The sequence below is a fragment of the Sinosporangium siamense genome, assembly GCF_016863435.1.
Lineage (GTDB): Bacteria > Actinomycetota > Actinomycetes > Streptosporangiales > Streptosporangiaceae > Sinosporangium > Sinosporangium siamense.
The window spans coordinates 1-17912 of sequence record NZ_BOOW01000045.1; the positions used below are offsets into that span (position 1 = coordinate 1).

The window sequence follows — 17912 nt, forward strand, 5'->3', positions numbered from 1 at the left end:
AGGTCTTTCTCCGCCTCGTCCGATGAGAACGCCGAATCGTCATTACTCATGATCACCTCGCATAAAGCGGTCTGCACCCGTGCGACCTAGGGCAATGATCGCAGGCCGACCGGATACCGCGCAGCTGAACATGATCATGGAACTTAGGTCTGTGCGTCGAGCCTCCCAGGCGGTCGGCGGTGAGTCCGTCTTCGGTCTGCGGTGCCCCCATCCCTGCCGCAGTTGACCTGTCCTGAGGAAATAGTTCCATTCAAGTGGACTTTTGGGGGGCCTGTGCCTTTTGGCTGATGTGACGGATTTTAGCTGGCCTTCTTTATCGGATGGTAAGGCGATGTTTCGTGGATTTCGTGATAGGAAGGATTCCCGTAGTTCTTCGCAGAGGTGGCGGCGTTGCCGAGTGAACCGCATGACGACCTGCAAGGAATAGATCAGGTCCTCGGAAAGCTGATCGGGTCCATCGACGGCTTACCCGAGATCATTAAACGAGCCGCACACAAGGATGTCGGGCGACTCCTGAGCCTTATCAAGGACCGGCGAGACCCGCGAATCATGATGTTCGGCCGGCGGGGAGCCGGCAAGTCGACGCTCATCAACGCCATCTGCAGTGCTCCACTGCGAAAGGTCGGCGCGGTGCAGGCCCAGACGGGGGCTCCGCAGTGGGAGACCTTCGAGTTCGGCGGCCGGAAGGTCGAGATACTCGACACCCGGGGCGTCCAGGAGGGATCGAAACCCGTAGAGGACGACTCCGAGAGCAGCGCCATGGGTTCGCTGCTGGCCGCCGTCCGCGAGCGGTGCCCGGATGTGATCCTCTTCCTGGTCAAGGCCAAGGAGGTGGACGCGGCGATCGCGGGAGATCTCCAGGCGCTGGAGCAGGTGCACAGGGAAGTGGTGAAGGAGCAGAGAGCGGTCCACTCCACGGCAAGCGTGAAGATCATCCCAGTCGTCACGCAATGTGATGAGCTCGAACCACGTGATCGTTCGCTGGAGGATGGAGACCAGGAAAAGGCGGCGAACGTCCGGCAGGCGGTCGATCTGCTGAGACAGCATCTGCAGAACCATGCTTATCTTAAGGATCACCTTACGCCCGATGTGGTGCCGATCTCGGCGAGCCTCTACTTTCTGGACGGCAAGCCCAATCCCGCCCGCGACTATCGCTGGAACATCGAGAAGCTCGCACTCGTCATTCAGGATGTGATCCCGGACGCCGCCCATCTGGAGTTCGTCCGGCTGGCCCAGTTTCGGCAGGTCCAGTTAAAGTTCGCCCGGCGGATTGTTCTTCTCTTCACAGGGATATGCGGGGCGGTGGGCACTCAGCCCATTCCCGCGGCCGACCTGCCCATCATCACCGGGCTCCAGGTCATGATGGTGATGATGGTCGCCTATATATCCGGGCGTGAGATATCACGTGCGGTCGCCCGGGATTTCTTCGTCAGCATCGGCGCCAACCTGGGCGCCGGATTCGCGCTGCGCGAGGCCGCTCGGGCGCTGGTGAAACTCCTGCCCGGCGCCGGGAACGCGATCTCGGGCGCGGTCGCGGCGGCGGGCACGGGGGCGGTCGGCGGGGCCGCCGTCCTCTACTTCGTCAACAAGCGGCCGATGGACGAGGTGCGCCGCGATCTCAAGGCCAAGCTCAAGGGGATCAAACCTTAGACGATCCGGCTTCGCCGTACGCTCCGCTTGGAGAGGCCTGTGTCCCCGTCTCACCTGACAGGGACACGGGCGCACGCCTCATGGGGTGAGCTGGAGGGAATGGGAGAGCACAAGTCCTGCGGCGCCGAGGAGGGTGGAGTCGTCGTGCAGGGCGGAGAACGCGATCTGCAGCGGGCTGCCCGGATGGGCAGCCGTGCGCTGACGTGCTTGCCGCTCGATTTTGCCGCGCAGCGCCTCACCACCGGCGACCACGTCGCCGTGCAGGATGAACAGCCCGGGGGCGAGGAGCTGCTGGATGTTCGTGATGCCGACGGCGAGGTTGTCGACATATTGGTCGAACAACTGTGCCGCCCCGGGGTGGCCCTTGGCGGCGAGGCGGGCCAGCGGTCCGACCGTCAAGGTGGATGCCGAAGGCAGATTGAGCCGGGCCGCCTCATCGCGCAGCCAGCGGTGTGTGGCGATGGTCTCCCAGCAGCCGCGCTGGCCGCAGTGGCAGGGGAGGCCGTCGATCTGCACGATGCTGTGCCCGATTTCGCCGCCCGCGCCGCCCGGCCCGCGGTGCACCGAACCGCCCAGCACCAGCCCTACGCCGAGCGCCTCTCCGGCGTAGAGCGAGGCGAAGGTGGACAGTCCACGTCCCTGCCCGAACCAGCGGTCACCGAGTGCTTGGACACGCGGGTGCAGGTCGACGTAGACGGGCAGGCGGGTGCGCTCGGCGATGAGCGGGCCGATCGGCAGGCCGGACAGGCAGGGAGCCAGGTTGACCTGCACGATGGTGCCGGTATCGGTGTTGACCATGCCGCCGACCGCGATGCCCACGCCGAGGGCGGCGGGTTGGTTCGGGACGAACAGTTCGTTCAACGCATCGGTGACCGCGTCGACGACCAGATCGGTGTCGCGGGTGTCCGCGGGGTATTCGCGTCTTGCCGTGGTGAGTATCGTGCCACCCGCGCTGACGAGCGCGGTCTCGACGTGTCCGGGCAGCAGGTGAACGGCGGCGATGGGTGGGCTGTTGGGGGAGAACCACAGCGGGCGTGACGGCTTGCCGCCGGCCGCGCTGCTTGGCTGGGGATCGCCCTCGGCCAGCATCTCGCTGTCGATCATCGGCTGCACGATGGCGCCGATCGTCGCCCGGCTGACCTCGGTGAGCCGGGCCAGGTCGGCGCGGGACAGCGGGCCGACGTCGTAGAGCGCTTGCAGCACTCGGGCGCGATTGACCTGGCTGACCGTGTTGGGGGAGATCAGCGGCGAGTGCGGCCGGGGCGGCGGGGCCGTCGCCGCCGGGCGTGGGCGCTCCGATTGCACGCTAGAGTACCTCCCGATCTGGACGGAACGCTTGATGCAGCGCGCCCAGGGTGGGCATGGTCGCGCGGGATCTTTCCCCTGCTCCAATATACGAGTCGCGCCGGCGACCGTAGTGACCTGCAAGTGCTGACAAGTCATTCTCCTTGGGGGGCCGGCTCAGCCGATGAGCGGGAAGGAATGGGACAACACCAGACGGGCTGCGCCGAGCAGGGTGGCGTGGTCATGGGCGGCACCGAAGGTGATCTGTGGTTCGGCCGTGGATCGCGTCGGAAGATATCGGCGTGCCTGCCGCTCAACGCGGCCGCGCAGCGCCTCACCGCCCGCGATGACGTCGCCGTGCAGAATGAACAGGCCTGGGGCGAGGATCTGCTGCAGGTTCACCACACCGAGGGCGAGATTGCGGGCGTATCGCTCGAACAGTTCCTTGGCGTCGGTGTTGCCGGCGGCCGACAGGCCGGCCAGCAGTGCCGTGGTCATCGCGTGCGCGGTCGGCAGGCGTAACCGGGTGGCCTCTTCGCGCAGCCAGTCGTGTGTGGCGATGGTCTCCCAGCAGCCGCGCTGGCCACATCGGCAGGTTCGTCCGTGGATGTCGACGATGGTGTGCCCGATCTCGCCGCCGGCTCCGGCCGGCCCGCAGTGGATGGCGCCGTTGAGGAAAAGGCCCGCGCCGATCGCCTCGCCGATGTAGATCGACGCGAAGGACTGCTCGCCTCGGCCGGGGCCGGACCAGCGGTCGCCTATGGCCTGGGCCCGGGGATGCAGGTCGAGATGGACCGGCAGGTGGACCCGCTCGGAGACCAGTGGTCCGAGGGGAAGGCCGGAAAGCTCCGGCATCAGGTTGCAGGCGAGGATGGTCCCGCTGGTCGATTCGACGATTCCGCCGACCGCGATGCCTACGCCGAGTGGCCGGGCCGAGCTCCCCGCCAGGACCGCGTTGAGCCGGTCGACCACGCAGTCGACCACTGTAGCGGCCGGGTCGGTGCCCCGGAAGCTCCCTCTGGCGGTGGCCAGTATCTTGCCGTCCGCGCTCACCAGCGCGGCCTGCACCCAGCCGGGCAGCAGGTGCACGGCGGCCAGCGGCGGACTGTCCGGAGCGAACCACAGTGGCCGGGCCGGCTTGCCGCCGGGAGTGGCGCCGCGTTGTGGTTCGCCCTCCGCGAGCAGTCCTCCCTCAAGGAGAGGCTGCACGATCGATCCGATGGTGGCCCGGCTGACCCCCGCCAATCTGGCCAGATCGGCCCGGGACAGTGGCCCGAAGTCGTGTAGCGCCTGCAACACCCGGCCCTGGTTGACGCGCCCCGCTTTGACCGCGGTCATCAGGGCGGTTGGTTGCCGCCCGACCGGCTGCCCGGGCTGGGGGGTCTTGCTGGGTGGCCGCACCACGCTACCTTCCTCGCTAGGTATGTACAGTCTTTTAACATACCAATCCGAACACGAATGCCGGGGATCTGCAACTTAAACGATCTACCTGGTGCGATTTACATCCAAGTGGCTCAATGTCGTCAGCCGGAATCTATTGACAGAGGCAGGTATGTAGTTACCCTTAACTAACCTCGCGACTCTGACCCACCCCCGCGAGGAAGATCTTCAAGCAAGAAAAACGGTGTGACATGAAAGTAAGGCGTAGGACTCAGCTGTTCTCGCTCATGAGCGCCTGTGCGGTGCTAGCGGCCTCGGGTTGTGCGGCGGGTGGCACCACCGCCTCGGGGACCACCCTTGACCAGGCGAGCTGCGACAAAATCACGAGCGGGACGGCGGCCGGCGCCAGCACGTCGCTGAAGGGGCCGAGCGGAAGCAGTCAGAGTCCGCGCATCCAGCAGGCATCGCTCGAGACCGGGCTGTCCAAGGCCACAGCGAGTAGCAAGACCATCAGTTTCGTCGGCGGAGCCTACACCGGGACCACCGAGGCGTACTGGAAGGACCTCGCCGGCAAGTTCGAGAAGGCCAACCCCGGATACAAGGTCAATGTCCGGATCATCGACTGGAACAACATCGACCAGCAGGTCAGCACGATGATCCAGACCAAGCAGTATCCGGATGTTCTCAACCAGAACAAGTTCTCCGGGTGGGCCGCGAACGGACTGCTCCAGCCGGTCGACTCCATGGTCGCCCCGTCGGTCGGGAGCGACTTCATCCCGTCGTTCAAGGAGAACAGCTTCTACCAGGGCACCCAGTACGGGCTTCCCTTGATCGCCAGCACCCGCGCGCTGTTCTACAACAAGGACATTTTCGCCAAGGTGGGGATCGAAAAGCCGCCCGCCACCTGGGCAGAGCTGGTCGCCGCCGCTAAGAAGATCAAGGACGCGGGATACACCGGGTACGGCCTGCCTCTGGGCGGCGAGGAGAACCAGGGCGAGTGGTCCCTGTGGATGTGGTCCAACGGCGGCGAGTGGAAGTCGGGCGACCAGTGGGGCATCAACAGTGAGCGGAACGTTCAGACTCTGAACTTCCTCAACTGCCTCTCCAACGTCTACAAGGTGACGCAGCCGAACCCGGGGCAGACCAACCGCACCGACGGCGTCTTCCGCCCGTTCGCCAACGGCCAGACAGGCATGATCATGGGCGCCAGCTTCGCCCCCAGCCTGTTCAAGCAGTGGAAATCCAACGTCAACTACGGCACCGCCCCCATCCCCTTGAACAACGGCACCAAGCCGTTCACCTTGGGAGTGCAGGACTACCTGGTGTCGTTCAAGAAGCCGGGCAACACCGAAGCCGTGTCGAAGTTCTTGAACTTCTTCTACCAGACCGACAACTACGTGCGGTTCCTGACCAGTCAGGGCTTCCTGCCGACCACACAGTCGGCGTCCGCCGCTCTGAAGAGCGACCCCGACTTCGCGCCGTATCTCGATCTGCTGCCGATCGCGAAGTTCTACCCGTCCACCGACCCCAACTTCCCGAAGGCACAGGGCACCCTTGAGGCGCAGCTCGGCACCGCGATGACTCCGGGTGTGGATCCCAAGTCGGTTCTGGACAAGATCCAGTCCGCGGCGACGCAGGGGAACGGCGGCTGAGCGTGGCACCAATGATGCGGCACCACGCATGGCGGTCGCTGGCCTGGATCTCGCCGAGCATGCTGCTCATCATCGCGGTGATCACACTGCCTGCGGTGCAAATGGTCTGGACGTCGCTGCAGCTCACCGATGAGACCGGAGTCAGTCATGGTTTCGCCGGATTAGACAACTATCACCGGTTGTTCGCCGAACCGGCGCTGGCGAACGTTCTGAGCAACACGGTGGTGTGGCTGCTGCTCGTGGTCGGTGTGTCCATCGTTGTCGCGCTCGCCCTGGCGCAGTTCCTGAACAAGCGGTTCTTCGGGCGGCGCCTGGTGCGCTGGGCGCTGATCGTGCCGTGGGCCGCGTCGTTGGTGATGACCTCGACCGTGTGGCGGTACATGCTCGAGGGCGGCAACGGAATCATCAACCGGTTCCTGATGGACCTCGGCGTGATCAGCGCTCCGATCGGCTGGTATCAGGACCCCCGGTATGCCTTCTGGTCGGTGATCGGGGTGGGCATCGTGGTGACCATCCCGTTCACCACGTATGTGCTCTTGGCTGGGTTGCAAGCGATCGATCCGCAAATGTATGAGGCCGGGAAGATGGACGGCGCCGGCCCTTGGAAGGCGTACCGGTACATCACCTTGCCGCTGCTTCGTCCGGCGCTGGTGATCGCCACCATCTTGGTCACCATCTACGTTTTCAACTCGTTCCCGGTTATCTGGGTCATCACCGGGAGCAACCCCGGGAACTTCTCAGACACCACCATCACCTGGGCATACAAGATCGCGTTCCAAGAGCAGCTGAACACCGGCGAAGGAGCCGCGCTGTCGGTGCTCAACGTGCTGATACTCATCGTCGTGATCATGCTCTACCTGCGTGCCGTCAACGGCGACCGTGAGCGGCAGTCGTGGCTGGGCCGTACCTGGGCTGTGCTGACCGACAGGCTGAGCGAACGATGGGGCCGGAAGAGTGTGGCAGGTCCTGTTTCGGTAGTGGCATCCGACCGGGTGCGTCGAAGGGTGTGGCCCCGGCTGCGTCCGGTGGTGCTGCCACTGGCCGGCCTGCTCGTCGCGGCGTTCTTCCTGGCGCCGTACGCGGTGATGTTCCTGTCCTCGTTCAAGGACGGCACCGAGCTTTACGCGGTGCCGGCCACCTACCTGCCGCAGAACTGGGAGTGGAGCAACTGGGTCGACGTATGGGAGGTGCTGCCGCTCACCATGCTGCTCCGCAACAGCCTGATCATCGCGGTGGCCTCGACCGCGCTGGTCCTCCTGATCGCGGTGCCCGCCGCGTATTACACCGCTCGCAACCGGTTCACCGGCCGGACGACCTTCATGAACCTCGTGCTGATCACGCAGGTCCTCGCCCCCGTCGCCTTGGTCGTCGGCCTCTTCCAGGAGGTCGTCTACGTCGACGGAGTCAACCAATACTGGGCCATCGTCGTGGTCAACGCGGCGTTCAACCTCGCCTTCGTCACCTGGATCATGAACGGCCAGTTCGCCGGCGTCGATCGCGCGATCGAGGAGGCGGCCATGCTGGAAGGGCTCGGGCCGGTGCGCCGGATGCTGCGCATCATGCTGCCGGTGGTGCGCCCGGGTCTGGTGACCGCGCTGGTCTTCACGTTCATTCAGGTGTGGAACGAGTTCGTCATTTCGCTGACCGTCTTCAACGACCCGACCAACGACCGGGTCACCCTGCCGGTCGGCATCCAGCAGCTGGTCGGCCTTAACCAGACCAATTACCAATACCTCTTCGTCGCCTCACTGATCGCGACGGTACCCGTCGTGATGCTGTTCATCGCCATCGAGCGGCATCTGGTAGGCGGCCTGACCGCAGGAAGCGTCAAATGATTGAGTTGACCGCCGGGAACGCGGCCATCCGGGTGGACCCCGCCGACGGCGGTCGCCTGACGTCCCTGCGAGCCGGCGACGCGGAGCTGCTGGGCAGCGGCGGCGCGGGCGCACCCGGCCTGAGCCAGATCATGTACGGCAGCTTCCTGATGGCGCCGTTCGTCGGCCGGATGGAAGGGGCCCGGTTCACCTTCGCCGGCCGGGAGTGGACGGTGCCGGCGAACCTCGCCCCGCACGCCCTGCACGGTCTCGTCTTCGACCGGCCCTGGACCGTGGACGGCCCCGGGGCCATCGGCATCGAACTGGACGAACGATGGCCGTTCGGCGGCGCCGTACGGCAGGAATTCGAGCTGGGACCGGACACGCTGACGGTGCGTGCCACGGTGGCCAACGAACGCCGCGCCATGCCGGCGATCGTCGGTTTCCACCCGTGGTTCGCACGCAGGATCGACGGGGGGCCGGAGTTCACCTACCGCTTTGACCCCGGCCTGCGTTATGTCTGCGATGAGGACGGCATCCCGCAGCATCTGTCCGCCTCCACCGGCCCGCGGCCATGGGACGACTCCTTCACCGCCGTCGCGAGCTCGCCGGTCATTGTCTGGCCGGATCTGGAACTGACCGTCGCCAGCGCGGCCAGCCATTGGATCGTCTGCGAAACCAAAGCCGACGCGGTCTGCATCGAACCATTGTCCGGACCGGTCAACGGCCTGAACACCCACCATTACCAAATTGTCGAGCCCGGAGCGCCATTGCAATTCTCGATGACGCTGCACTGGGCCTCGCGAAACCCGACCGACAGGAAGACAGCATGACCGTCTTGGACTCATTTTCGTTGCAGGGCAAGGTCGCCGTGGTCACTGGGGCCAGCCGCGGCATCGGCCGGGCCCTGGCCCAGGCCCTGGGCGAGGCGGGTGCGGCGGTCGCGGTGACCGCCCGCACCTTGGAGGCCGCCGAGAAAGCTGCCGATGAGCTTCAAGCCTCCGGGATCACGGCGCTGCCGATCGAACTCGAGGTGACCGATCCGGCTCAGGCCGACCGGATGGTGGAGCTGGTCAGTGAGGGACTGGGCCCGATCGATGTATTGGTCAACAATGCCGGCATCAGTATCGGCCGGGAGGCTCTGGACACCCCCGTCGAGCTCTGGCGCGAGGTGCTGGCCACCAACCTGGACGGGGTCTGGCACTGCAGCAAGGCGGTCGGTGCGCAGATGGCCGCACGGGGCGGGGGGAGCATCGTCAACATCGGCTCGATGTCGGCCATGATCGTCAACCGGCCCCGGTGGCAGCCCGCCTATCTGGCCTCCAAGGCGGCGGTGCACCAGTTGACCAAGGCTTTGGCTGCCGAGTGGGCACCGCACGGGATCCGGGTCAACGCGCTCGCCCCCGGTTACATCCTCACCGAGGCGTCCCCCGTGGACCAGCCGGAATATCGCGAATGGTGCGTCGAGCCCGCCGCGATGAAGCGGTACGGCCTGCCTGAGGAACTCGGCCCGGCGGTCGTCTTCCTGGCCGGCCAGGCATCCAGCTTCATGACGGGCTCTGTGGTGGTAATCGACGGCGGGTTCACGCTCTTTTAGGGGCGGATGCCGTCCGGCCGGCGCGGTTCCGGCAGTGCGCCGCGACCTCAAGGGGATCAAACCCTAGGAGATCCGGCTTCGCCGTACTCTCCGCTTGGAAACGCCCGTGTCCCCGTCTCGCCCGACAGGGACACGGGCGTGCTGATGGCTACCCCTGATGCGGGTAGGTGTGGTTCACCGGCGGCACGAACGTCTCCTTGATCGTGCGGGCGTTGACCCAGCGGATGAGGTTGAAGATCGACCCGGCCTTGTCGTTGGTGCCCGAGGCGCGTGCGCCGCCGAAGGGCTGCTGGCCGACGACGGCGCCGGTGGGCTTGTCGTTGACGTAGAAGTTGCCGGCGGCGAAGCGCAGGCGCTCTGCGGCCGAGGCGATGGCGTAGCGGTCCTGGGCGATGATCGAACCGGTGAGGGCGTAGGGCGAGACGCCCTCCATCTGGTCGAGCACGGAGTCGAACGAGGCGTCGTCGTAGACGTGCACGGCCAGGATGGGGCCGAAGTATTCCTTGACGAAGATCTCGTCGGTCGGGTCGGCGCACTCCAGCACGGTGGGCTTCACGAAATATCCGGTCGTGTCATCGGCCGACCCGGTGAGCACCTCGATGGAGGGTACGGCATGAGCCCGCTCAAGCGCGGCCTTGTGCTTGGCGAAGGCCCGCTCGTCGATGACGGCGCCCATGAAGAGTGACAGGTCGGAGGCGAGATCGCCGATGCTGAGGGAACGCGCGGTGTCTACGAACTCGTCCCGGATGGAGGCCCAGATCGACCGCGGGACGTAGGCGCGTGAGGCGGCCGAGCACTTCTGGCCCTGATACTCGAAGGCGCCCCTGATCATGGCGGTCGCGAGGACCGCAGGGTCGGCGGAGGGATGGGCGAGGATGAAGTCCTTGCCGCCGGTCTCGCCGACGAGGCGCGGGTAGGAGCGGTAGCCGGCGATGTTCTCGCCGACGGTGCGCCACAGGTGCTGGAATGTCGGGGTGGAGCCGGTGAAGTGGATTCCGGCGAGGTCCGGGTGGGTGAGGGCGGCCTCGGAGACACCGGCGCCGTTGCCGGTGACCATGTTGATGACGCCCGGCGGGAGCCCGGCCTCCTCCAGGAGGCGCATGGTGAAATGGGCGGCGAACTGCTGCGTGGGGGAGGGCTTCCACACCACGACATTGCCCATCAGAGCCGCAGAAGTCGGCAAATTTCCTGCGATGGCGGTGAAGTTGAACGGCGTGATCGCGAGGACGAATCCCTCAAGCGGCCGATACTCCATCCGGTTCCACACGCCCGGCGACGACACCGGCTGCTCCTGCAGGAGTTGCCGCGCGTAGGCCACGTTGAACCGCAGGAAGTCGATCAGCTCACACGCCGAGTCGATCTCCGCCTGCTGCGCCGACTTCGACTGGCCGAGCACCGTCGCCGCGTTGAGCGTCGCCCGCCACGGCCCGGCCAGCAGGTCGGCCGCCCGCAGGAAGATCGCCGCCCGCTCGTCGAACGACAACCCCCGCCACGCCGGCGCGGCCCGCAGCGCGGCGTCGATCGCCGCACGGACGTCGGCCCCCGTGGCGTCGGCCGTACGCCCCAGCACCGCGGCGTGGTTGTGCGGCTGGACGACGTCGATCAGCGTGCCGCCGCCCATGCGGCGTTCCCCGCCGATGGTCATGGTGAGGTCAAGCTGGTTGCCGGCGAGTTCTTTGACGCGATTCTCCAGGGCGGTGCGCTCTGGGCTGCCGGGTGCGTAGCCGTACACCGGCTCGTTGGCCGGGACCGGTACGTTGCTGATGGCATCCATGGGAGACCTCTTCTTGACGATTCTTAGCGAGACGTGAACGAGCGCAGGAAGAAGGCGATGTTGGCCGGGCGTTCGGCGAGCCGGCGCATGAAGTAGCCGTACCAGTCGTCCCCGTACGGCACGTATACCCGCATCGTGTGCCCGGCCCGGGCGAGTGCCTCCTGCTTGTCCGTGCGGATGCCGTACAGCATTTGGTACTCGTAGCCGCCCCGGCTCCTGCCGTACCGATCGGCGAGGGTCTCGGTGATCTCGATCAGCCGGTCGTCGTGCGTGGCGATCATCGGGTAACCCCGGCCCCCCATGAGGATCCGGAGTGTCCGCACATAGGCCCGGTCGACGTCGGCCTTCTTCTGGTGCGCGACCGAGGCGGGCTCGCGGTAGGCGCCCTTGACCAGCCGCACCCGCGACCCCTCGTAGGCGAGATCGCGGCAGTCCGCTTCGCTGCGGAACAGGTAGGACTGGAGGGCGACGCCGGTGGAGGGGAAATCCGCCCGCAGATCGCGGAGAATGCCCAGGGTGGAGTCGACCGTGGTGTGGTCCTCCATGTCCAGGGTGACGGTGGTTCCCGCTGCTTTGGCGGCCTCGCAGATGGTGCGGGCGTGCTCAAGCGCGATGCGGTCGCCTTCGGCGCCCAGCGCCTGCCCGACCGCGGACAACTTCACCGACACCTCGGCCCGGTCGGCCATGCCGTACGGCTGGAGCGCCTCCAGCAAGGTCACATAGGCCTTGGCCGTCCCCGCTGCCGCCGCGGCGTCACGTGTTTCCTCACCGAGGTGGTCGATGGTGACGGTGAGCCCGGCGTCGATCAGCCGCTGGGTGGCCGCGACCACGTCCGCGGTCGCCTCCCCGGCCACGAAGCGGTCGACGACTTTACGAGTGACCGGGAAACCGGAGACGGCGCGCCGTACCAGAGCACTGCGCGAACCGGCCAGAAGCAGGGAACCGAGCATGTATTCAGCCTAAAACCGCAGTTCACAGCAGATCCATCGACATCCGCCACGGCCGGTGGCACAAGTGTTCATACAAATGCACAACAATGGAGTGGTGCAGGAGGAGCTCCAAGAGACGATCGACGAGATAGCGGGTGTTCTCGGCGCTTCAGCGACGCTGGAGGACCGTTCCTTTCAGTTGATCGCATACGGCGCGCAGAGCGGCGACATCGACAGGGTGCGCCAGGATTCCATCCTGCGCCGCCGTGCCACCGACGAGGTGCGCGACTACTTCGAGCGGTTCGGCATCGCCGCCGCCGCCACCCCCGTCCGCATCCCCGCCGACACCGATCTCGGGGTGCTCGCCCGGGTCTGCGTGCCTCTGCGGCACGGCGAGGTGACCTACGGCTATCTGTGGCTGCTCGACTCAGGCCCGCTCACCGACGAGCGGCTCGCCCGCGTCACCCCCTTGGTCGCCCGCGCCGCCTCCGTTCTCGCGCAGGACGCCCGGGGCCGCCAGGACCTCGGCCGTGATCTTCGCGCCCTGTTCGCCTCCGACGCCGGCGAACGCGCCGGAGCCCTGGAACGCCTCGACCTCCAAGGCCCCGTGGCGGCGATAGCCGTACGCGAGGCCCCCGGGCGTGTCGTCCCGCTCTGGACCCTGCCCCGCACCGTGCTGGCCCGGACCGGATCACCGGTCGCCCTCCTCGCGCCCGCCCACCAGGCCGCCGACGTCGCCGCCCGCGTCCAGGGCATGTACGGCACAGCCGCCGGAATCGGCGGAGTCCGGATCGACCTCGCCGACGCCTGGCTGAGCTGGCGCGAGGCACTCCACGCCCTGCGGATCGCCGAGCACATCCCGCGCTTCGCCCCGACGGCGCACTGGGCCGACCTCGGCCCGCACCGCCACCTCGCCCGGCTCGGCAGCCCCGACCTGCGCGAACTCGCCGTCGCGACCAAGGCGCTGCTCGGCGACGAGGAGCTTGTGCGCACGGTCGAGTGCTATCTCGATCACGCAGGCGACGTGAAGGCCACCGCGGCCGAGCTCGGGGTGCACCGGCAGACCCTCTATTACCGGCTGGGCAAGGCGAGCCGCCTCACCGGGCTCGACCTGCACCAGGGCGACGACCGGCTCGCCGCACAGCTGGGGTTGAAGGCGGCGCGGCTACTCAAAGGTCACATGTGATCCGAATGCCGTCCCGTGGTGCGGCATGCCGTCCAGCTCGAAATCGTGATCGCCAAGGCTCTCCTCCGGAAGGCGCTCGCCGCCGCCGAGCAGGGTGCGGGTGAGCGCCTGACGCTCGTCCAGCATCTCGTCGAGCACGGTCTTGAGCAGCTCCCCGTCGAGCTCGGACACCCACTCCCGCTCACGCAGCGCGGCGAGTACGGCGCGGCGCAGGAGCTCCTTGAAGAACGACGCGGTCATGCCTTCGGTGTCCGCCACCAGCCCGTCGAGATCGTCGGGAACGGTGAGCTCGCCGGCATAAAGCTTGAGCAAAGCCAGCCTGCCGTCGGCGTCCGGCTTCGGCACCTCGACGGCGAAGTCCACCCGGCCGGGCCTGTGCGCGAGCGCCGATTCGAGCACCTCGGCGCGGTTCGTCGTCAGGACGAACGTGACGTCGGCGTCGGCCCCCACCCCGTCCATGGCGTCCAGCAGCGTGAACAGCAAAGGATTGCCCTCGGGATCGTATGACCTGTCCCTGGCCACCAGATCGACGTCCTCCACCACGACGATCGCCGGCTGGAGCCGCCGCGCCAGCGTCGCCGCGTGCGAGATGAACCTCAGCGCCACACCCGTCATCACGATCACCGTGCAGTCGGTCATACGGCCCATGAGGTAGCGCACCGTGTGCGTCTTGCCCGTTCCCGGCGGGCCGTGCAGGAGCAGGCCGCGCTTCAGGTGCTGGCCGTGGGCGCGCAGCCGTACCGCCTCCTCCCCGATGGCCGCCACATGCCGGTCGATCGAGGAGAGCACCCCGTCGGGCAGAATCACCTGATCCGCCGTCACCTCGGGGCGGGGGAGGAAGGTCACAAGCTCGTTGCCCCGGTGCTCGCTGATGCCGAACATCAACACCTGCCCGCGGCACACGTCAAGCTCACGCATCAGGCGCGTCACCTCGTCGCGCACCGCCGTGGCCGCCTCACGCGAGGTCGCCAGCACGTCGATGCGGCAGTCGTCGCCGCCGTGCTCCTGCGCCCCGCGCAGACCCAGGACAACGGGCAGCCCGCCGGGCGCCCACGTGCACACGAGGCCGAGCCGCACGACCTCCATCGTCTCCTCCGGGCCCACGGCGGCTGTGCCGTAGTCGACCGGGCCGAGGTCGAAGGTGTCCCAGCTCGTCTCGGTCAGGGTGAGCATCGTGACGATGTCGGTGTGCTCCCGGCCGGGACCGGACAGACCGAACCACTCGGCGGCGGTCTCGCGGCTCGCGAGATAGGCCTCCGCACCCCGCTGGAGCGAGGCGTGCTCCCAGACGGGGAAGGTCTCGGTGACGCAGACCAGCTCCCGGGGGGAGGCGCCGATATGCTCCCTGATCTTCACGAGGAGCGGGGAGGCGTCCCGGTCCGACTTGAGGACGTGTCTCGCCTCTTCCATGAGGGCCCTGAGTGATCGGCCTAGAGCTTGTGCGTCATGGAGTTCCATGTGGTCGCTTTCGCGTCGGCTGACGGAGATCTTCACTCTTCCAGACGCTCGGCTGAAATGCGCATTCATTTCCCTCCTGGCCGCCAAAACGGACAATTCACGTGTTGTTCAACGTATGTCCAGGAGTGTGATGAAAGCTCTCCAGGGCCTCTTCGGCAATCTCACCGGGGGAGCCGTCGAGTTCCGCCCATGTCAGGGGGCTGTTTCCCGCATACTGAGGACGGTCCCTGGCAGGACGTCGCGTTCAGCTTGTGCCCCCACAGGCGCGGCGGTGACCAAGTGTCGAGGCTCAACCATGAACGCGGAGGTTCAAGTGCATTCCTCGTCCGTGCGTGACACCTTCTGGATGCGGCAGGCGGCCTGCCGCGACGTCGATCCGGAGATCTTCTTCCCCATCGGCTCCGCGCCCTCACGCACCCAGCTCGCCCTCGCCAGGCATGTGTGCTCTCGGTGCCCGGTCACCGAGATGTGCCTTAACTACGCCCTCGACACCGGCCAGTCCGCCGGCGTCTGGGCGGGCACGACCGAACAGGAACGCCGGGCCCTACGCGAGACGGTGCCATAGCGTCACTGCGTGCCTTGATGTTGGGTACGGCGAGAGCCGTGCCTTGGCGTTTCGGTATGACAAGTGTGCCTTGGCGTTTTGGCATGACAAGCGTGCTTTAACGGTTCGGCACGGCAGGCCCGCCGCGTTTGAGATGCTTGAGGTAACGATCCGCGGCGGGCGGGTAGGGGGCGGTTATGACCGCATCCACATTTCACATTGTTATCATCGGCGGGGGATACGTCGGGATGAACACGGCGTTGCGATTGCAACGCACACTCCGTCCTGAGCTGCGAGACGGCAACGTCTCGATCACCGTGCTCGACGCCGACTCCTACATGACCTACCAGCCCTTTCTCCCCGAGGCCGCCGCAGGCGCCCTGGAACCCCGCCACGTGGTGGTTCCCCTCAGACAGGTGCTTCCGGCGTGCTCCATCCTCAACGGCTGGGTCATGGGCATGGACACCGCCCGCCGCACGATCGACTTCCAGCCCCAGCAGGGCCCCGGCCGGGTGATCTCCTACGACCTCCTCGTCGTGTCTCCCGGCTCGGTCTCCCGCACCCTGCCCATCCCCGGCCTGGCCGAACAGGGCATTGGCTTCAAAACCCTCGAAGAGGCCATCCACCTGCGCAACCAGGTCCTCGCCCAGCTGGACCTCGCCGCCTCCACCTCCGACCCCGACCTCCGCCGCCGCGCCCTCACCTTCGTCTTCGTCGGAGCCGGCTTCGCCGGCGTCGAAGCCCTGGCCGAACTCGAGGACCTGGCCCGCGACGCCTGCCGCTTCTTCCCCGGCATCGTTCCCGGCGACATGCGCTGGATCCTCGTGGAGGCCACCGACCGCGTCCTCCCCGAAGTCGGCCCCGACATGGGCCGCTGGACCGTCGAACAACTCCGCGCCCGCGGCATCGACGTACGCCTCTCCACCCGCCTGCACTCGGTCCGCGATGGCCACGTGGTCCTCGACGACGGCACCGAGTTCGACACCTCCACCCTGGTCTGGACAGCAGGCGTCAAACCCCACCCCATGATCGCCGGCAGCGACCTCCCCGCCGACGACAAAGGCCGCATCAAGGTCACCCCTTTCCTCAACGTCAAGGGCCGCCTGGACGTCTTCAGCGCCGGCGACTGCGCCGCCGTCCCCGACCTCACCAAGCCGGGGGAGTTCTGCGCCCCCAACGCCCAGCACGCGGTGAGGCAGGCCCACCGCCTGGCCGCCAACATCACGGCCTTGATCCGGGGCGGCCGCCCGAGACCGTATCGCCATGCTTATGCGGGGTCGGTGGCGAGCCTGGGGCTCCACAAGGGGGTGGCCCAGGTGTACGGCATCAAGATCCGCGGCGTCATAGCCTGGTTCCTCCACCGCACCTACCATTTGTCCCGAGTCCCCACCTTTAACCGAAAAGTCCGGATATTGGTGGACTGGACACTGGCCTTGTTCTTCCGCCGCGACATCGTCTCCCTGGGGGCCTTGGCCAACCCAAGGCAGGAATTCGAATTCGCCACCCGCCGAGACCTGGCCGAACGCGAAGCCCGCGCCCAGGTGGCCGGCGTTTCGGGGGAGAGCTGAGCCAGGCCCGGGCGTTCGATGGCCGCCTAACCCCTGGCCCGTTATGGCACCCTCGGTCGGAACCTCACTCCTCCACAACCCGCCGCACATCGGCGAGCAGCGCCGCGATATGCGAGTCCTCCGAAGCCGTGATCTCGCAAAACCCGTCCTCCGGCCGATAGGCGATGTCCAGCCCGCCATCCACAAGTCGCCGAGCCCACCGCAGCGCCGTGTTGAGCTTCTCCTCGGGGATCTTCCGCCCCTGCGCGACCGCCGAGAGATTACGAAGATTGGTCGCCGGCCCCGACTGCCGATGCTCCGCCCGAAGCCTCCACGGAATCGCCCGGCTGTGATCAAGCATCGCCTTCGACAACCCCGCCGCTCGCTTGGCCTGCAACACCCCCGACTCAGACACCCCAAACCGCTCCGCCAACTCCTGCACCGACCACCCCGCCTCCACCAGCCGCCCCAACTGCACCCGATCGATCTTCGGCCTGCGCCCCGCCATGACACCCCTCCCGTCGCCTGCCCCCATCCAACCCCACCAGCGACCCAAGCCCCCAGCACACCACCGAGTGCGCATGAGGCGCCGTTCTGCGCTAAGGTAATCACGTCCAGACCGAACAAGCCCCCACCCAGGGGACCAGGTCAAGACAACGGGACGTAGCGCAGCTTGGTAGCGCACTTGACTGGGGGTCAAGGGGTCGCAGGTTCAAATCCTGTCGTCCCGACCAGGTTTTTTCTGGTCATAAAGGGTGTCTCTTGCGGAAGAGGCGCCCTTTCCGCGTTCTGGGTGACCAGGTGAGTGACTATCACGCTCTCTACGCGAAGATCCGATCCATTGCTTCGGCGCCGTTAAGGAGCACTGGCCGGAGCTGCTTTCGGTAGACCGCCTCCGTGACCGCCCCCGGCCTGAGCCCGCTCCACCAGAAGGCCGATCACTGGCTATATGGAGCTGGACCGGCGTGGTGCCGATCTGCTCTTCCAAGTGATCACCGGGCGGGACAAGCGTGCCTCCATTGCAATCGCCTTAAATATACGAAGTGGACCAAGACATTCACCGATCCTCTGTTGCGCGCGGCGATACGGGGGTGGTA

Annotated in this window: 14 protein-coding genes and 1 tRNA gene; 9 read left to right on the forward strand and 6 right to left on the reverse strand. The window is 66.7% G+C overall.

All coding sequences use genetic code 11. The annotated features are described in order from the left end of the window. Positions 1-390: 390 nt before the first annotated feature. A complete protein-coding gene (locus Ssi02_RS32725) occupies positions 391-1650 on the forward strand; it encodes a GTPase family protein (protein ID WP_204031454.1) in 1260 nt (419 codons plus the stop codon). 78 nt (positions 1651-1728) lie between these two features. On the opposite strand, the gene Ssi02_RS32730 is transcribed toward Ssi02_RS32725, so the two are convergent. Continuing rightward, positions 1729-2955 (reverse strand): ROK family protein, encoded by a 1227-nt coding sequence (locus Ssi02_RS32730; protein WP_204031455.1) that lies wholly within the window; start codon positions 2953-2955, stop codon positions 1729-1731. Positions 2956-3111: 156 nt separating this feature from the next. Further along, positions 3112-4338 (reverse strand): ROK family transcriptional regulator, encoded by a 1227-nt coding sequence (locus Ssi02_RS32735; protein WP_204031456.1) that lies wholly within the window; start codon positions 4336-4338, stop codon positions 3112-3114. 227 nt (positions 4339-4565) lie between these two features. Between Ssi02_RS32735 and Ssi02_RS32740 the strand changes: the two genes are divergently transcribed. The 4 genes from Ssi02_RS32740 to Ssi02_RS32755 are packed head-to-tail and all read left to right on the forward strand — an operon-like array spanning position 4566 to position 9377. Further along, positions 4566-5966, forward strand: a complete 1401-nt coding sequence (locus Ssi02_RS32740) for an extracellular solute-binding protein (protein ID WP_204031457.1) — start codon at positions 4566-4568, stop codon at positions 5964-5966. An 11-nt stretch (positions 5967-5977) separates the two neighbouring features. Continuing rightward, a complete protein-coding gene (locus Ssi02_RS32745; RefSeq protein ID WP_204031458.1) occupies positions 5978-7801 on the forward strand; it encodes an ABC transporter permease in 1824 nt (607 codons plus the stop codon). Beyond that, positions 7798-8613, forward strand: a complete 816-nt coding sequence (locus Ssi02_RS32750; RefSeq protein ID WP_204031459.1) for an aldose 1-epimerase — start codon at positions 7798-7800, stop codon at positions 8611-8613. Before Ssi02_RS32745 ends, Ssi02_RS32750 begins: the two co-directional genes overlap by 4 nt. Then, the gene (locus Ssi02_RS32755; RefSeq protein ID WP_204031460.1) at positions 8610-9377 is read left to right on the forward strand and encodes an SDR family NAD(P)-dependent oxidoreductase; all 768 of its coding nucleotides are present in this window, start codon (positions 8610-8612) and stop codon (positions 9375-9377) included. Before Ssi02_RS32750 ends, Ssi02_RS32755 begins: the two co-directional genes overlap by 4 nt. A 148-nt stretch (positions 9378-9525) precedes the next feature. Here the strand turns inward: Ssi02_RS32755 and pruA are convergent, their stop codons facing one another. Both pruA and Ssi02_RS32765 read right to left on the reverse strand, forming a co-directional pair. Then, positions 9526-11151 (reverse strand): L-glutamate gamma-semialdehyde dehydrogenase, encoded by a 1626-nt coding sequence (gene pruA / locus Ssi02_RS32760; protein ID WP_204031461.1) that lies wholly within the window; start codon positions 11149-11151, stop codon positions 9526-9528. 23 nt (positions 11152-11174) lie between these two features. Next, complete coding sequence (locus Ssi02_RS32765) at positions 11175-12101, reverse strand: proline dehydrogenase family protein (RefSeq protein ID WP_204031462.1); 927 nt, start codon at positions 12099-12101, stop codon at positions 11175-11177. Between the two features lie 76 nt (positions 12102-12177). Here Ssi02_RS32765 and Ssi02_RS32770 point away from each other — a divergent pair, with 76 nt between their 5' ends. Further along, positions 12178-13266 carry a PucR family transcriptional regulator gene (locus tag Ssi02_RS32770; protein WP_204031463.1) on the forward strand — a complete coding sequence of 363 codons (1089 nt, stop codon included), beginning with the start codon at positions 12178-12180 and terminating at the stop codon, positions 13264-13266. Here the strand turns inward: Ssi02_RS32770 and Ssi02_RS32775 are convergent. Continuing rightward, positions 13246-14676, reverse strand: a complete 1431-nt coding sequence (locus Ssi02_RS32775; RefSeq protein ID WP_204031464.1) for an AAA family ATPase — start codon at positions 14674-14676, stop codon at positions 13246-13248. The two genes, Ssi02_RS32770 and Ssi02_RS32775, sit on opposite strands and share 21 nt — an antisense overlap. Positions 14677-15037: 361 nt before the next feature. Here Ssi02_RS32775 and Ssi02_RS32780 point away from each other — a divergent pair, with 361 nt between their 5' ends. Next, the gene (locus Ssi02_RS32780; RefSeq protein WP_373870230.1) at positions 15038-15289 is read left to right on the forward strand and encodes a WhiB family transcriptional regulator; all 252 of its coding nucleotides are present in this window, start codon (positions 15038-15040) and stop codon (positions 15287-15289) included. Between the two features lie 176 nt (positions 15290-15465). Continuing rightward, positions 15466-16836 (forward strand): NAD(P)/FAD-dependent oxidoreductase, encoded by a 1371-nt coding sequence (locus Ssi02_RS32785; protein ID WP_204031465.1) that lies wholly within the window; start codon positions 15466-15468, stop codon positions 16834-16836. Between the two features lie 64 nt (positions 16837-16900). Here Ssi02_RS32785 and Ssi02_RS32790 read toward each other — a convergent pair whose 3' ends face one another. Beyond that, a complete protein-coding gene (locus Ssi02_RS32790) occupies positions 16901-17323 on the reverse strand; it encodes a helix-turn-helix domain-containing protein (protein ID WP_204031466.1) in 423 nt (140 codons plus the stop codon). Positions 17324-17472: 149 nt separating this feature from the next. Here Ssi02_RS32790 and Ssi02_RS32795 point away from each other — a divergent pair. Next, positions 17473-17549 (forward strand) — tRNA-Pro (locus tag Ssi02_RS32795). Positions 17550-17912: the final 363 nt, after the last annotated feature.

Bases quoted from the DNA above. Each gene is read 5' to 3' on its own strand.
- Ssi02_RS32785 (WP_204031465.1), top strand. From the start codon at position 15,466: ATGACCGCATCCACATTTCACATTGTTATCATCGGCGGGGGATACGTC.
- Ssi02_RS32765 (WP_204031462.1), bottom strand. From the start codon at position 12,101: ATGCTCGGTTCCCTGCTTCTGGCCGGTTCGCGCAGTGCTCTGGTACGG.
- Ssi02_RS32790 (WP_204031466.1), bottom strand. From the start codon at position 17,323: ATGGCGGGGCGCAGGCCGAAGATCGATCGGGTGCAGTTGGGGCGGCTG.
- Ssi02_RS32745 (WP_204031458.1), top strand. From the start codon at position 5,978: ATGATGCGGCACCACGCATGGCGGTCGCTGGCCTGGATCTCGCCGAGC.
- Ssi02_RS32770 (WP_204031463.1), top strand. From the start codon at position 12,178: ATGCACAACAATGGAGTGGTGCAGGAGGAGCTCCAAGAGACGATCGAC.
- Ssi02_RS32775 (WP_204031464.1), bottom strand. From the start codon at position 14,676: ATGGAAGAGGCGAGACACGTCCTCAAGTCGGACCGGGACGCCTCCCCG.
- pruA (WP_204031461.1), bottom strand. From the start codon at position 11,151: ATGGATGCCATCAGCAACGTACCGGTCCCGGCCAACGAGCCGGTGTAC.
- Ssi02_RS32750 (WP_204031459.1), top strand. From the start codon at position 7,798: ATGATTGAGTTGACCGCCGGGAACGCGGCCATCCGGGTGGACCCCGCC.
- Ssi02_RS32740 (WP_204031457.1), top strand. From the start codon at position 4,566: ATGAAAGTAAGGCGTAGGACTCAGCTGTTCTCGCTCATGAGCGCCTGT.
- Ssi02_RS32755 (WP_204031460.1), top strand. From the start codon at position 8,610: ATGACCGTCTTGGACTCATTTTCGTTGCAGGGCAAGGTCGCCGTGGTC.